Below are 14,957 nucleotides of genomic sequence, written 5' to 3'. Positions count from 1 at the left end.
ACTAATACCGTGGTCGTAATTTGAATCAGAAGATGCCCAAAATTTCGTGGCAGAAGTGGGACCTCCCGCTCTCATCATTTCGGCTGGCGTTATACCACTTTCCTAAAGTTTTGCTACAGATAATGCATCTAAAATGAATTGCCATCCCGTCAAAGAAGCAATGACTTCATTCGTCAACTTGTTTAACTCTTTTTGCACCGCTGCTCTCAACTCCTCTATGTGTTCAAATCTCAACCATTTTAATTGTTCTTTGTTTTATATCTCACTGCCATGTTTCTAAATACTCGTTAATTTATTTTTTTTTAGATTCTACCAATTTGGGGTCTCCTTTAGGATTCTTCTTTTGGGACTTTTTCCAACTAATTTGAGCTGATTCAAATAAAGAATAGTAACTTTGTTGTGATTGATAAATTACTCCATATTTCTCTTCTATATAGATAGCTAATTCTGCCAAATCCCACATTTGTCTCTGACTTAACCAGAGAATTATTTCGGCTTTTTCTGATTTACTTAAATAGCCATCCTTCCCTTTTTACCCCATTTTCAGCCCTTTCACTCCCCAAATTAAAAATTTATTATTCCATTTATTAATAAATCCCAAGGAAACGTTTAACTGTTTAATAATTTGACGAGAACATATCCCTGACAAACTCCATTTAACTACCAATGCTCGTTTAATTTCTCGATGATATGAAGTTGATTCAATAAAATCATCTAACTCTAAGTCTTGCTTTTTGCGATCGAGTACCTGGCTATCCATTTGGGCAATTCTCTGTTTATTATGCTTTTTATATTTGATCACATGGGTGTTCACAAATAAATTAGGATTGCTATAGTATTCCTCCTACCCAGTTAATAATTTTATCTATTATCTTGAATCAGAAGTGTTGAACGCTTATTGATAGGATTCTGAAAATAGACATACGAATCCTATAAAATGCTGATTTTAGCAATTGAAAACAAGTTCCTTAAACCAGTGAATATAGCTGATTTTCTCACACATAAAAGCCTGTAAATATCGTAATTTGTCTAAGAGTTTATTTCCAATTTTATCAGGAAGTTCAACTAACTGAAGCAACAAATAACAAATCAAACAGGCATAGATTTGTATCTTGATTCCATTAGTATTTTTAGTAATTAAACGAGCCAATTTTAAATGCATTTTTAAGAATTTCCACAGCAATTCAATCTGCCATCGTCTGCGATAAATTTCTCCAATTTCTTCATTGGTGTATGCTAATTCTCCTGATTTAGGTAAATTAGTGACAAACCTAAATTCAGTTCGTGTTTCTAAATCTGAAAAAGTCACTAATCTTACTTGAACTTTTCGTTGGTCACTCCACACTTCATAAGTTCCATCCTCCTTCATCTTGATAGTAGAATTATTTTTAATTCGTAGTACAAAATATTGATTTTCTTGTTTCATTAATGCTTGAACGCGTTCAGAGCTAGAAAAACCTCTATCCATTACAGCGACTCCATTTTGAGGTGTGGCTGCTATAGTTTCATCTCCATGCTCACTGTCATGACCTTGGCCAAAATGAATGTGTACTCCATCAATTATTCCCCGTTCATTGTCCGTTCCAGCAAATAATTTTACTTGATGGTATTCCTGTTGCCATAGTAATTTACTTGTCAAGGTAACTATCGTTGAATCTAAAGGGAATAAGCTGAGACAATCTTTGTTAATTAATTGACGTTTTATATCGGCTTGTAATCTTTCAAATATTTTTACAAAAACATCAATATCTCTATGCTTACTAGCCTTGGAAAAAGTTGATATATCTAGGGAAATATCTCGACTGTTTAAACGGTAAAATAGGGAACGCATAGTATCCAGACTTTGGTCAAAACTAAACCCTAGCCAGCAGGAGACAAATGTGAAGCTATCTAAAACTGGATAATCATCTTTGGGTAAATGGGCGAGATACCGTTTGACAATTTTGGGGAAGTTAGAAAATAGCATTTCAGTTAATTATTAATAATTTATAACTCTGCAATTATACATTGTTGGGCCAATTTTAGCAATCTTTTCCTATCATTCAACACTTCTGATCTTGAATAAATCTTTCGGTTCATATCGCTTTCTCAATAAAAAGCGATTTACACCCTGAATGTGAAACGTCTCCCAATATTTCTGATAACCTGCTACAACCTCCCAACTTTGGCTCTGACAGTAAAAATAAGGTGTATAGGTCTAGATTGCATTGCGCTATGGATGATTTAGTGATTTCTCTGATTGTTCGATACCTAGAAAGTAGAGAACCTATATTTATCAATTCAGTATTTTGTTATTCTGTCAATGCGTAACTCCTAGAAATAAGCTGGATTTGGTATTAGTCCCTATTATCGCAATTGTCGATCGACTTACAACCAACTGGATAAACAGATTTGTAAGTAGTCGATCGCTTGCCAAACAAAGTATAGCGGTTATCGCGGACTTGTTCGTACACACGATCGCCCATCCCCTTCATCCCCGGCATTGCCCGGTAAGCCGCCACAAACACCTCCCCAGCAGGAAGTATCCGCCCGATTTCCTCCGCCGCATCGCTGCCCTGCCAGCGCCGTTCCGGGGTGTTGCCATCTATCAAAATCATCCCCATTTCGCAGTCTTGAGACGTAATCCCAAAGCGATTTAATTGCTCTAAATCTTGCATGGGAATATACTCAAACCGCTGCCCTTGGTCTAAGGTTTCTAGTAACTGTACCAAGGTAACGCACAGATTGCAATTGCCGTCGTAAATTACGTTGTAATTCATTTGATAACTTCCTAAATGGGGGATGAATTATTGCAGGAATTGCACCTTACTTACTAGCTGTAGGGTGCGTAGGGGCGCACCTACCTAACTAACTATTTTTTTTACAGGAATCTCGATCGCAAATTCCGTGCCTTGACCCGGTGCAGAATCGCACTTAAGCAGCCCGCCGTGTTTTTCCACCACAATTTGATAGCTGATAGACAGCCCCAAACCAGTACCTTTACCAGGTTCTTTCGTAGTAAAAAACGGATCGAACAGCCTTTTGTGAACATCTATCGGAATCCCCGGCCCGTTGTCAGCAATCCGAATCACAATATGAGAAGGATGCCGCCTTGAATCATCAGAAACAGCAGACTCTGCCTGCATCAAAGCATCCTGTTCATATTTTACATCCGTACAAATCCGCAGCGTCGGCGAAGGACAATAAGGAATAGGCGCCAGTTGTCCCTCTGCCCAGTGTCCAGTCTCCATTGCCTCTTCCAAAGCATCAATTGCATTCCCAATAATATTCATAAAAACCTGATTCAACTGTCCTGCATAACACTGTACGCGGGGCAAATTGCCGAACTCTTTGAGGAGCACAATTTTAGGACGCCCTGCCGTTTCTTTCAACCTGTGCTGCAAAATCAACAAAGTGCTTTCAATCCCTTCGTGAATATCCACCTGCTTTTGTTCGGCTTCATCTAATCGCGAAAAATTCTTTAAGGACAGCACAATTTGGCGAATTCGCTCGGCTCCCATTTTCATAGAATTCAACAGGTTAGGCAAATCTTTGAGCAGAAAATTTAAATCTACATCATCTATCTCTTGTTGAATTGCCGGTGTTGGGTTCGGGTATTCCTGCTGGTAAAGTTGCAGCATTTTTAGCAAGTCTTTAAAGTAATCGTCAGCGTGCATGACGTTGCCGTAAATAAAGCTAACTGGATTGTTTATTTCGTGAGCTACGCCAGCGACTAATTGCCCCAAACTTACCATTTTTTCATTTTGAACCATCATGCTTTGAGTTTTATGCACGTCCCGTAGGGCTTTTGCCAATTCTAGATTTTTAGCCCTCAATTGACTTTCGGAAAGCTGCACCGCTTCTTCGGCGTGTTTGCGCTTGGTAATATCTTTGCGAATTGCTACATATTGATGAGGTTCTCCGCTGGTATTTAAGCAAGGTACAATCGTAGTATCCAACCAGAATAATGTACCGTCTTTAGCTTGATTTTTCATTTCTCCCCGCCAAACCTTTCCCTGGCGGATGGTTGACCAAAGCTGCTTAAAAAAATCGGCTGGGTGATAACCCGAATTAACAAGTCTGTGGGTTTTGCCGATCAATTCTTCTCGGGAATATTTAAATAGTTCGCAAAATTGATCGTTGACATAGGTAATGGAGCCAAATTCGTCGGTATTAGAGACAATCGCCGATTGATCCAAAGCAAATTTTTCAAATTCCAACTCTTTGAGAGTTTGGCGCAATTCTGCTTCGGCTTGTTTGCGATCGCTAATATCGGTAATCATTCGTAAAACCCCGGAAAATTCGCCCTCAGCGTCGAACATCGGCGTCGCCGACACAATCGCCCACAAGTGAGATCCGTCTTTGCGAGTAAACTTAAAATCGTGGCGTTCGCGAATGCCTTCCCGCCTGCGCTGGACGTAACTTTCTGCTATTTCCCTAGATTCGCAGTCCATAAACTCAAATAGCGATCGCCCCAGCATTTCCTCCACAGTATACCCCAGCATTTCGGCCATCCGAGAGTTAGCAAAAGTCGTGATACTTTCGCTGTCAAACATCCAAACGCCCTCCGAAGCCGTCTCGACAATGCAGCGGTAATAACTCTCGCTTTCCCTGACGGTTGCCTCTGCTTGCTTGCGATCCGTAATATCAGTTTGCACCGCAATAAAACCTTCGAGTTCACCATTTTCTTGATAAATGGGGGCGATTGAAAGCGCCACCCAATAACCCCTTCCATTCTTTTTGTAATTGTAGATTTCCTGATTAAACGGCACCCCCGCAGACAAAGCCGATCGCAGTTGAGCAATAGTTAGCGGGTCTGTTTCAGGGCCTTGCAGTACATCACCTGGTTTTTTTCCCTGCATTTCTGCCAGCACATAACCACTAATGCGAGTAAATCCTTCATTCACCCATTCAATGCAGCCTTGAGCATCAGTAATAATCACACCATTTTGCGTTTTTTGAGCCACAATGGCTAAGCGCGACAATTCGGTTTCATTTTTTTTTCTTTCCGTAATATCTTCAGCAATACCCAGAATGTACTTAGGCGCGCCTGAATCGTCAAACAAAGGAACTTTTTTTGTGTGCAAAATCCGCTTTCCCCCGCGCGGAAGTTCGATAGTTTGTTCGGGCAAATCGACGCCTTTTCTCGTTGCCAGCACTTCTAAATCTTGTGCTTGCAAGTAATTGGCATGATCTGGCTCCAACAAGTCAGCAGCATTGTTTAAGAGCACTTCATCCCTGGAATAGCCAAACAATTCTTCGCTAGCAGTATTCCAATAAATAAATTTTTGCTCTACAGCATCTTTAATAAAGACACTAATCGGTAGATTTTGCAGTACCGCATTGAGAAAATCTTGAGTGTTTCGCAGTTTTTCCTCAGCTCGCTTTCGTTCAGTAATATCCAAAATCACTCCGTCGAGATAAACAACCCGACACAGAGAATTTGCGATCGGCGAAATCGGCGAAACCTGCGAAACCACAGCCGACAAAAAGCCCTCAATTTCCCCTTGTGCCTCTTGTCTTCCTCTCGCCTCGTCCGCCTCGCAGCAAACAGCTTTGCCTTTTTCGTAAACCCAGCTAATGCCGCCGTCAGCCCGGACAATCCGGTATTCAAGGATGTACGGAGTTCGGGTTTCTACACTTTTTTTGACAACAGCATCCACATTTTTGCGGTCTAGAGGATGGATAATGCTTGCCAAGGAACGGACGCGATCGTTGATAAAATCAGAAGAGGGATAGCCTGATATTTCTTGAACAGCCTCGCTCAAAAACGCCGTTGTCCGTGTTAATTCCCCGGCGTCCGTATACTCGCAGGTACAGCGGTAGACAGCACCGGGAATATTAGCTACTAAATTTTTATATTTTTCTTCGCTTTTTAACAAAGATGAGCCGTCTTCGTTATTGTGATCGTCGTTCTTAAATTTAGAAGAATTGGAAGAAATTTGCATGGTTTTTTTTCACTTGTAAGTGCGAGGGCAAGTGTGAGAGTAGATGACCCTATAAAAAGTGAATTTAATTTGCGTAACAATTCGTTATAAACTAATATAGTACAAAATTAGTTCTGCGAACATTCAGAAAACTTGAGGGTGGCTAATAGGTAGAGCTAATCAAGGCTAGAGATGTAGAAAACACTTCGCCAACGAATTTTCTAACGAATTTAAAGGATTTAACTGAGATGTTCCACCATTCTCCATAAGCCTTTTAGGAGCGGGCTAGAAGGGCCCACCGCACAAGAAATTCATTCTTTGTGGAACAGGCCCGAAAGCCTGTTAAGTGAGAATGGTGCAAGATGTGAGTTTAACGGACTTAAGGAATGGATGTTGAGGATCGAGGGAAAGAGCGAAGATTTTCCCACTTTCCCACTCTCCAACTCTCCCACTCCCCCACTCTCCCCCTTCCCCACTCCCTCACTCTCGTTAGAATAAGATAAGTTTCCTTGCTACCGATCGCCCCTCAAACAAAACACCATGACTCAACAACAACCCCGGATTTGTATTCTCGGCGGAGGCTTCGGCGGACTCTACACAGCCCTGCGCTTGAGTCAGTTACCCTTCTCCAAAACCGAAAAACCCGAAATTGTCCTAGTTGACCGCCGCGATCGATTTTTGTTCGTTCCCCTGCTGTACGAACTCCTGACCGGCGAACTGCAAACCTGGGAAATTGCCCCCCCGTTTGCCGAACTCTTGGAAAACACAGGCGTGCGCTTTTGTCAAGGCACTGTCTCCGGCATCGATGTGGAGGAAAAGCGAGTGCAGTTGCACGACGGGCCAGAAATTCCGTGCGATCGCCTGGTTTTAGCTTTAGGCGGCAAAACCCCTCTAGATATGGTTAAGGGTGCGGTTGAATATGCTTACTCATTTCGCACTCTCGATGACGCCTACCGCTTAGAAGAAAGACTGCGGTTTTTAGAAGCCAGCAACAACGACAAAATTCGGGTGGCGATCGTCGGCGCCGGTTATTCAGGAGTAGAATTAGCTTGTAAATTAGCCGATCGACTCGGAGAAAAAGGTCGCGTGCGGTTAGTTGAGCAAAGCGACATGATTCTGCGGACATCACCGGAGTTTAACCGCGAAGCCGCCAGCCAAGCTTTAGAAAAACGGAAAGTGTGGATCGACTTAGAAACAGAAGTAGAGGCGATCGAAGCGGACACAATATCCTTACTTTACAAAGGACAATTAGATGTTCTCCCCGTAGACATAGTGCTGTGGACAGTAGGAACTCAAGTTAGTCAAGCAGTACGATCTCTACCCCTCAAACAAAACCAGCGCGGTCAATTAATCGTCAATCCGCAGATGCAAATTATCGACCATCCAGATATATTTGCCTTGGGAGACTTAGCTGAATGTTACGATGCAACGGGTCAAAAAGTCCCCGGAACAGCCCAAACAGCCTTCCAGCAAGCTGACTACACCGCCTGGAACATTTGGGCCTCCCTCACCGGCCGCCCATTACTTCCTTTCCGCTATCAGCCGCTAGGAGAAATGATGACATTAGGAATTGACAACGCCACCCTAGCCGGTTTAGGAATTAAACTCGACGGACAACTAGCCCACATTGCTCGCCGCTTAGCTTATCTCTATCGGATGCCAACATTTGAGCATCAGCTAAAAGTTGGTTTTAATTGGATTAGCAAGCCGATTCAAGAGTTGCTTAAAAGCTAATCAATGCTTCTTCAAATAGATACAGCAGATTCTACGTTTATGAAGTACACCCCCGATCGATCGATACCCGTAGGGGCACTCCAAGAGTCCAAAGCCTGTCAATTTAAGGCTGTTTCCCTCAGTCCGTCAGTCCGGCAGGGGTTTCAACCCCTGCCTCAAAGCTGAAGTCCTCTAAAAGAGGACTAATAGACATCTCCTAATAAAATTTGGGAAGCCTTGCCGTATTTGGACAAAAACATCATTTTGGGAGATGTCTAATGAATTATTCAGTCCTCTTTTAGAGGACTTTAGCTATAAGCCCCGTGGAATTCATTCCCTGGCGGACTGGCGGACTGGCGGGCGAGTGCATCAGCTAGAGAATCTTAGCCCAAATAAAAAATGCAAAATTTAACATTTCAACACCAAAAAACAGAAGTTCCGCCCCTAATTCAGCGGGAAATTCTGTTCGGAAACCCAGAAAAAACTAGCCCCAAACTTTCACCCGACGGCAAGTATCTCGCCTACATTGCACCCGATGAACAGAACGTTTTGCAAGTGCAATTGCGTACCGTCGGTCAAGCAGACGATCGCCAACTAACAGCCGATAAAAAACGCGGCATCCGCATCTTTTTCTGGACTTACAGTGGCGAAGAACTCATTTATCAGCAAGATATTGATGGTGATGAACAATGGCATTTATTCTCAGTCAATATCCAGTCAAATCAGGTTCGCGACTTGACACCATTCCAAGGTGTTCGAGCTCATCGGATCGCCCTTGACCGCAACTTCCCTAATGAAATTTTAGTGGAAATGAACATCAGCGATCGGCGCAAACACGATCTTTACCGCATCAATCTGCAAAACGGTGCAGTTGAACTCGACACCGACAACCCAGGTAACATCGTCAATTGGGCTGCTGACGCCCACTTTCAAGTGCGGGCGGCCACAGCCACAACTGCCGACGGCGGTAAAGAATTGCTATGGAGGGAAACTGCGGACAAGTCTTGGGAAAGCCTGCGAAGCTGGGGTCCCGACGACGAAGGCGCTGCCGTCATGTTCTCAGAAAACGGCAAAATTCTCTACATCCGAGGCGATCACGATGCTAACGCCGAACGTTTGATCGCATTCGATTTGGAAACCAAGCAAGAAAGTTTGATCGCCTCTGATCCAGAATACGATGTCGGCGATATTTTGATACACCCGACCAACCGAGAGATTCAAGCAGTTTCCTTCTACAAAGACAAGCAAGAGTGGCAAATTTTAGATCAAAGCATAGCAGAGGATTTTGAGAATCTCGGCAAATTCCGTCCCGGCGAATTCTCCATCACCAGTCGCAACCTCGCCGACACTACTTGGCTAATTGCTTACAGGACAGACGACGGCCCAGTCTACTACTATACCTACGATCGCGCTTCCAAAACTTTCACCTTTCTGTTCAGCAACCAACCCAAACTCGAAGGGCTACAACTATCATCAATGGAACCCATTTCTTACACCGCAAGAGATGGTTTAACCATTCACGGCTACCTGACAAAACCCGTTGGTGTCTCAACGCCCGTACCGACAGTCTTGCTGGTTCACGGCGGCCCCTGGGCACGCGATACCTGGGGTTACAATCCACAAGCCCAATGGCTGGCAAACCGAGGTTACGGCGTTTTGCAAATCAATTTTCGCGGTTCCACCGGTTACGGCAAAGCCTTCCTCAATGCCGGCAATCGCGAATGGGCGGCTAAGATGCACGACGACTTGCTAGATGGTGTAAATTGGCTGGTAAAAACAGGAATTGCCCAACAGGATAAAATTGCGATTATGGGCGGTTCCTACGGTGGTTATGCTGCCTTAGTGGGATTGACTTTTAGTCCCGATGTTTTTGCCTGCGCCGTCGATATTGTCGGGCCAAGCAATTTGATTACGCTGCTGCAAACAATTCCCCCTTACTGGGAACCGAGAAAAGCAAGTCTGTATCACCGCGTGGGCAATTTGGAAACAGAACCAGACTTTTTGAAATCGATCTCGCCTTTATCTTTTGTCGATCGCATTCAGAAACCTTTACTCATCGCCCAAGGCGCTAACGACCCGCGAGTTAAATTAGCAGAAAGCGAGCAAATTGTCAATGCCATGAAGCAAGCCGGCAAACCTGTAGAATACGTGCTTTATACAGATGAAGGACACGGATTTGCGCGGCCAGAAAATCGGCTGCACTTTTTTGCGATCGCCGAAGAATTCCTAGCCAAATATTTAGGAGGCAGATTTGAACCTGCAGGCAACCTTGCCAATCATTCTGGTGTGGTGAATCCGCAAACAACTAATTAGAAGGAAGAAGGAAAAAGGAAGAAGAAAGAAGGAATTATTCAAATCTCTTTTCTCTTCTCTTCTCTTCTCTTCCTCTGTGTTCTCTGTGTCCTCTGTGGTTAAATCATTCCGATGCAACCGGATGTGCGATAAGTCCTCTTTCCTCTTCCCTTTTTCTTCTCAAATGACCAAAATTATTTTTCTAGATGCCGCAGGTACACTATTTGATGTTCGCGGTAGCGTCGGCGAGGTATACGGACAAATAGCCCAGAGGTTTGGAGTAACAGTTAAGAGTGAAGAGTTAAATGCAGCATTTTTCCAAAGCTTCGCCTCAGCAAGTCCGATGGCATTTCCAGGGATAGAAGCGGCAAAAATTCCCCAATTAGAATTTGAGTGGTGGCACACAGTTTCCGCAAAAGCATTCCAAATAGCAGGCATTTTCCACCAATTTTCAGACTTTTCCACATTCTTTGTGGAACTCTACGCTCATTTTGCCACCGCCGAACCTTGGTTCGTCTATCCCGACGTATTGCCAGCATTAAATAAATGGCAGCAACAAGGAATTGAATTGGCAGTAGTATCCAATTTCGACTCCCGAATTTATCCAGTATTAAAAGCACTAAATTTATCCGAATATTTCACATCAGTGACAATTTCCACCGAAGTGGGTGCAGCAAAACCCGATTCTCAAATTTTTACCGCAGCTTTGCAAAAGCACAACTGCATTGCCGAGAATGTGTTGCATATCGGCGACAGCTTAAAAGCAGATTATTGTGGTGCTAAGAATGCCGGATTAAATGCAATTTGGTTGAATCGCCAACAGGAAAAAATAGATTCAGGAAAGTTGAATTTAACTGATTCCCAACAAGTAGAAGAGTTTCCTAGTCTGGATTTTATATAAGTCAGTCCTAGACATACTCCCACAAAAAACCCGGTTTTGCATGAGTCCCGATGCGTCTAGGACTATAAATATGAATTTTATGAGGTTAAGGTTATGATTTTTATGAATTGACTTAGAGAGCCGTTTATTGAATAATATGAGTAATTTAACCGCAGAGAGCGCAGAGGGCGCTGAGTTTGAGAAGAGAGAGACGATCGCTATATTTAACTTTCTAGTGGGAAAGAACATTACAGATACTAATCGTGAACTCTATGGAACCTCGACTCACTCAAACTCAATTAGCACAGGTAGTCGCTGAAATTGACAAGTTATCGCAGCAGCGCGAGTTAGAATTGGCCCCCGATCAGGTAAGAGAAATTTTACGAGAGTTGAATCTTCCTGATGAGCTTTTAGAAGATGCGATCGCCCAAATGCGCCGCCGCGAAGTCCTAGAAAAACAGCAGCGACGCAACCGTTGGATCGCGATCGCCTCGACAGCCGTTGTCATCTCTGCGATCGGTATAGGGGTGCTGTTCGGGCAAAATCAGCAGCAGCAAACTGCTCAAATTGTCGCAGGAGAAGACCGAATTGCCCTATCTCAAAAGGGCGGTGACAGCCTTACTCAAGTCAACAGTCAAATCAACCCCCGCATCTACTACCAGGTGACGTTGCAAAATGCCCCGATCGGTCGTGAGTTGTCTTTACAATGCGACTGGATTAATTCTAGCGGTCAAACTGTGCATCAGGGCAGGTATCAAACTCGCACGATCGATACTGCGGTTTGGAATACCTACTGCTTTTACGATCTCGGATCTGCTGCCGCCCCAGGCAAATGGGAAGTGCGGATGTCCCTGGATGGGCGCGTCATCAGCAGTGAACCTTTCACGGTGAAATAGATGGGTGCGATCGACAAACCTTCACATTTTATCGGCTATTGGGGACTGGACGATTCCCTACGGGATAGCTTCGCTTCACGCACAAAAACGCTCAGCCGTTTAGCCCCAGATTACTGCATTCGGCAGGGCAAATTATCCGAGTGGGCGATCGCCTCTGCATCTGTACTCACGGCTGACACAGTGACGCTGAATGCTTGCGGGCGATTTGGGCCAACCGATTTACCGGGAGATGCTTGGGCGGTGGTAGAAGCGGAACAGCTACGGCTGGGGCGCGATCCGTTTGGGCGAGTGCCACTTTACTGGATGCAGTTGGGAGAAACGATTTGGTTTTCGACGCGGATGCAATTGCTGCTACCGCTGATTGCTTCCCCTCAAATTAGCCCGATCGCCCTCCACAGTTATGCTTGCTTTTCCTACGTGCCCGCGCCGTTAACTCCGATCGAGCAAATTGCATCCGTAGCAGCCGGAAGCGAGATGATTTGGGAAATAGCCGATGTTAACGATCGGCCGAAAGTGAGATCGCTGCAATCGGCTTGGCAAGAAGCGCCCCAATTACTGCGCCGTGAGGATGAGGCGATCGCACAATTGCAAGGGCTGTTGCAACAGGCGATCGATCGACAAGTGGCTGATTTGCCGATCGACGAACCCGTGGGCGTTTTGCTATCAGGCGGAATTGATTCCTCGCTGGTGACGGCGCTGCTAGTGAAAGCGGGGTTGCAAGTGCGCGCCTATGCCCTCGATTTTGGTGTCGAAGCTTATTCCGAACTGCCCTACGCCCAACAGGTGGCGGACTTTTTCGGGATTCCGCTGATCCGAGTGGCGGCGACGGGCGATGCAGTTTTGCGCGCGATCGGGCCAACCGCCAAAGCCCTCGATTTACCCTATGGAGATGGCACGACGGCTGCACTGTTTTTGCTCAAACAGGCGGCGGCGCAAGACGTGCGAGTTGTATTCAATGGCGAGAATGGCGATCAGCTATTTGCTGGATGGACAAACAAGCCTTTGATTGCACACGGAGTTTACACAGCAGAACATCCCGCCGGAGGAGAAACTTTTGAACAGCAGTATTTGCGGACGTTTCAGAGATTTTATGGTTATGAAAAACAGATTTTTTCGCCAGAAATGCTCGATCGCATCCAGTCTCACGATTTGAGCGTTTACCTGCAAGACGCGATCGATCCCAAAACCTGTCCTTCCCTGCTAGCGAGGCTGCGGCGCGCTTCGCTGATGCTCAAAGGTGCCCAAAATATTCAGCCGAGGGCAACGGCATTGGGGTTTGCTTGCGGTTTGTGGGTGCGATCGCCCTTTTGCGACCCCGACCTCACAGCGTGGACGTTTCAACTCCCTGGCGAGCTGCTGCTGCAAGGTGCGTGCGAAAAATACATCCTCAAAAAAGCCTCTGAACGCTGGCTGCCGCCGGAAATTGTCTGGCGGGAAAAGCGCGGGATGGGTGTGCCGCTGAAGGTTTGGTATTACCGGGAGTTTTGGGCTGCGATCGGCGATCGGCTGAATCCGAATCTGTTGCGATCGCAAAATTGCTGGCAGCCCGATTTGGCCGACGCGATGTTATCGGGACAACTCGGAGTTGCGATGCGCGATCGCTATATTGGCAATAATCTCTGGCTGCTGCTGATGTGGCAGGCATGGCGAACCGAGGTTTTAGGCGAAATTCCGGTTAAGCGATCGCTGGATCATGTGTTTTGGTTGCCACCGGCGATCGGACAACGCATTTGGAAATATCGAAGACAGTTGACAGTTGACAGTTGACAGTTGACAGTTGATTTTACAATCTTCCCTGTTCCAAACATCCGTTAAATCCGTTACAAAATCCGTTGTCAAACATCCGTTACATCCGTTAAATAATCCGTTGCCGAACTTCTTCTATATGACTGAATCTTTGCTACAGAATGAAACCAAAATACATTCGCCGCCGTTCTCGGAAGCATTAGCCAAGCGACTTTTGTCAACTTATGGTTCGCCTTTATATGTGTATCAGGCCGAGATCCTCAATCAGACTCTTGAGCACATTACGCGATCGATCGACTATCCGCACGTTCAGTTTCATTTTGCTACTGTCACCAACGGCAATATTGCTCTTTTGAAATTGATTCAGCAGGCTGGTTGGGGGCTACACGCGAATACACCGGGGGATGTGTTTTTGGGACTGAAAGCGGGTTTTACGAGCGATCGCATTGTCTACACCGGCAGTAACCTCAACAGGGCGGATATTCAGCAATTGATTGAATGGAAGATCGATCGATTCAATTTCGATAGTCTGTCGCAACTCCAGGATTTTTGCGAATATTCGCGCAGTCAACCGCGATCGATCCCTGCCGAAATCGGACTGCGCCTCAACTCACCGGAATTGACGGGAGACAGTCGGATTGGAGTGCGTCCCGCCGAATTCGAGAAAGCCAACGAAATCGCGCAGCAGCAGGGGTTGAGGATTACCGGATTGCATTTTTATCGGGGGACAGGAACGAATGCCACGAGTGCTTTTACCCAGGCGATCGATCGGCTAATTGCGATCGCCCAACAGTTACCCGATTGGAAAACCCTCGATTTTGGCGGTGGTTTTGGCTATCCCTATCGAGGCGGTGCAGTGTTTGACTGGCGGGAGTTTGGTGCGACGATTACTGAACGATTGAGTGCGCTATCTCGCCCGATCAAGTTGGTGATTGAACCGGGACGATCGGCGATCGCAGGTTGTGGCGTTTTGCTGGCGAAAGTTGTGTCGGTGAAGTGGTTGGGCTATCGGCAAATTGTCGGTGTGGATACGACTGTATCAAATCTATCGGTGCCTGCGGTGCACGGGGGCTATCGCGCGATCGCAACTTGGGAAACCGACGATGTATTGCGACATGAAACGGATATTTGCGGCAACACGACTTATTCGCGGGATTATTTGGGGCGCAACTGTTGGCTACCGAAACTCAAAATTGGAGATGCGATCGCGATTTTGGATAGCGGGGCTTACGGCTATGCGATGTCGTCGCATTTTCTGCACCGCCCCCGCCCTGCTGAGGTGTTGATTGATGCTAAGGGCGATCGATTAATTCGACAGCGAGAAGACTATTCTATTTTATTAAACGGGCAACTATTTTAATAGGGCATTGGGTATTGGGCATTGGGCATAGTTTCTTCCTTCTTGCGACTTCCATCGGACTGACATCCGTTACATCCGTTACAGAATCCGTTGCCGAACTTCCTTCTTCCTTCTACTTATTATCTCTCTTCTCTTCCTCTGCGCCCTCTGCGGCCTCTGCGGTA

General features: G+C 45.5%; 12 protein-coding genes and 1 pseudogene. 7 read left to right on the top strand and 6 right to left on the bottom strand.

Annotated elements, in window-relative coordinates; genetic code table 11:
• Positions 1-292: 292 nt before the first annotated feature.
• The 6 genes and pseudogenes from QUA25_RS01925 to QUA25_RS01900 all read right to left on the bottom strand — a co-directional run bounded on the left by QUA25_RS01925 (position 293) and on the right by QUA25_RS01900 (position 5,927).
• Positions 293-463: a winged helix-turn-helix domain-containing protein gene (locus QUA25_RS01925; RefSeq protein ID WP_333035128.1), complete on the bottom strand. Its 171-nt coding sequence runs from the start codon at positions 461-463 to the stop codon at positions 293-295.
• A 69-nt stretch (positions 464-532) separates the two neighbouring features.
• Positions 533-760, bottom strand: a complete 228-nt coding sequence (locus QUA25_RS01920) for a helix-turn-helix domain-containing protein (RefSeq protein WP_333035127.1) — start codon at positions 758-760, stop codon at positions 533-535.
• A 186-nt stretch (positions 761-946) separates the two neighbouring features.
• Positions 947-1,966, bottom strand: a complete 1,020-nt coding sequence (locus tag QUA25_RS01915; RefSeq protein ID WP_333035126.1) for an IS4 family transposase — start codon at positions 1,964-1,966, stop codon at positions 947-949.
• A gap of 87 nt (positions 1,967-2,053) precedes the next feature.
• Positions 2,054-2,240 (bottom strand): annotated as a pseudogene (locus QUA25_RS01910) (IS701 family transposase); the annotation flags it as partial.
• Positions 2,241-2,336: 96 nt separating this feature from the next.
• Positions 2,337-2,759: a DCC1-like thiol-disulfide oxidoreductase family protein gene (locus tag QUA25_RS01905; RefSeq protein ID WP_333035124.1), complete on the bottom strand. Its 423-nt coding sequence runs from the start codon at positions 2,757-2,759 to the stop codon at positions 2,337-2,339.
• A gap of 84 nt (positions 2,760-2,843) precedes the next feature.
• The gene (locus tag QUA25_RS01900; protein WP_333035123.1) at positions 2,844-5,927 is read right to left on the bottom strand and encodes a PAS domain S-box protein; all 3,084 of its coding nucleotides are present in this window, start codon (positions 5,925-5,927) and stop codon (positions 2,844-2,846) included.
• A 519-nt stretch (positions 5,928-6,446) separates the two neighbouring features.
• Here QUA25_RS01900 and QUA25_RS01895 point away from each other — a divergent pair.
• From QUA25_RS01895 to QUA25_RS01865, 7 genes are all read left to right on the top strand, one after another.
• Positions 6,447-7,640, top strand: a complete 1,194-nt coding sequence (locus tag QUA25_RS01895) for an NAD(P)/FAD-dependent oxidoreductase (protein ID WP_333035122.1) — start codon at positions 6,447-6,449, stop codon at positions 7,638-7,640.
• Positions 7,641-7,643: 3 nt separating this feature from the next.
• Positions 7,644-7,805 carry a hypothetical protein gene (locus QUA25_RS01890; RefSeq protein ID WP_333035121.1) on the top strand — a complete coding sequence of 54 codons (162 nt, stop codon included), beginning with the start codon at positions 7,644-7,646 and terminating at the stop codon, positions 7,803-7,805.
• A gap of 213 nt (positions 7,806-8,018) precedes the next feature.
• On the top strand, positions 8,019-9,932 hold the full coding sequence (locus QUA25_RS01885; RefSeq protein ID WP_333035119.1) for a S9 family peptidase: 1,914 nt from the start codon (positions 8,019-8,021) through the stop codon (positions 9,930-9,932).
• Between the two features lie 163 nt (positions 9,933-10,095).
• Positions 10,096-10,812: an HAD-IA family hydrolase gene (locus QUA25_RS01880; protein WP_333035117.1), complete on the top strand. Its 717-nt coding sequence runs from the start codon at positions 10,096-10,098 to the stop codon at positions 10,810-10,812.
• A 251-nt stretch (positions 10,813-11,063) separates the two neighbouring features.
• Positions 11,064-11,687 carry a DUF3859 domain-containing protein gene (locus tag QUA25_RS01875; protein ID WP_333035116.1) on the top strand — a complete coding sequence of 208 codons (624 nt, stop codon included), beginning with the start codon at positions 11,064-11,066 and terminating at the stop codon, positions 11,685-11,687.
• Positions 11,688-13,454: an asparagine synthetase B family protein gene (locus tag QUA25_RS01870; protein ID WP_333035114.1), complete on the top strand. Its 1,767-nt coding sequence runs from the start codon at positions 11,688-11,690 to the stop codon at positions 13,452-13,454.
• Between the two features lie 118 nt (positions 13,455-13,572).
• A complete protein-coding gene (locus QUA25_RS01865) occupies positions 13,573-14,793 on the top strand; it encodes an alanine racemase (protein WP_333035113.1) in 1,221 nt (406 codons plus the stop codon).
• Positions 14,794-14,957 lie beyond the last annotated feature (164 nt).

Source organism: Microcoleus sp. Pol17C6 (genome assembly GCF_036701145.1).
In the GTDB taxonomy this organism is placed as follows: domain Bacteria; phylum Cyanobacteriota; class Cyanobacteriia; order Cyanobacteriales; family Microcoleaceae; genus Microcoleus.
Note: the sequence above shows the minus strand (reverse complement) of the source record. Positions and strands in the feature narration are given on the sequence as shown.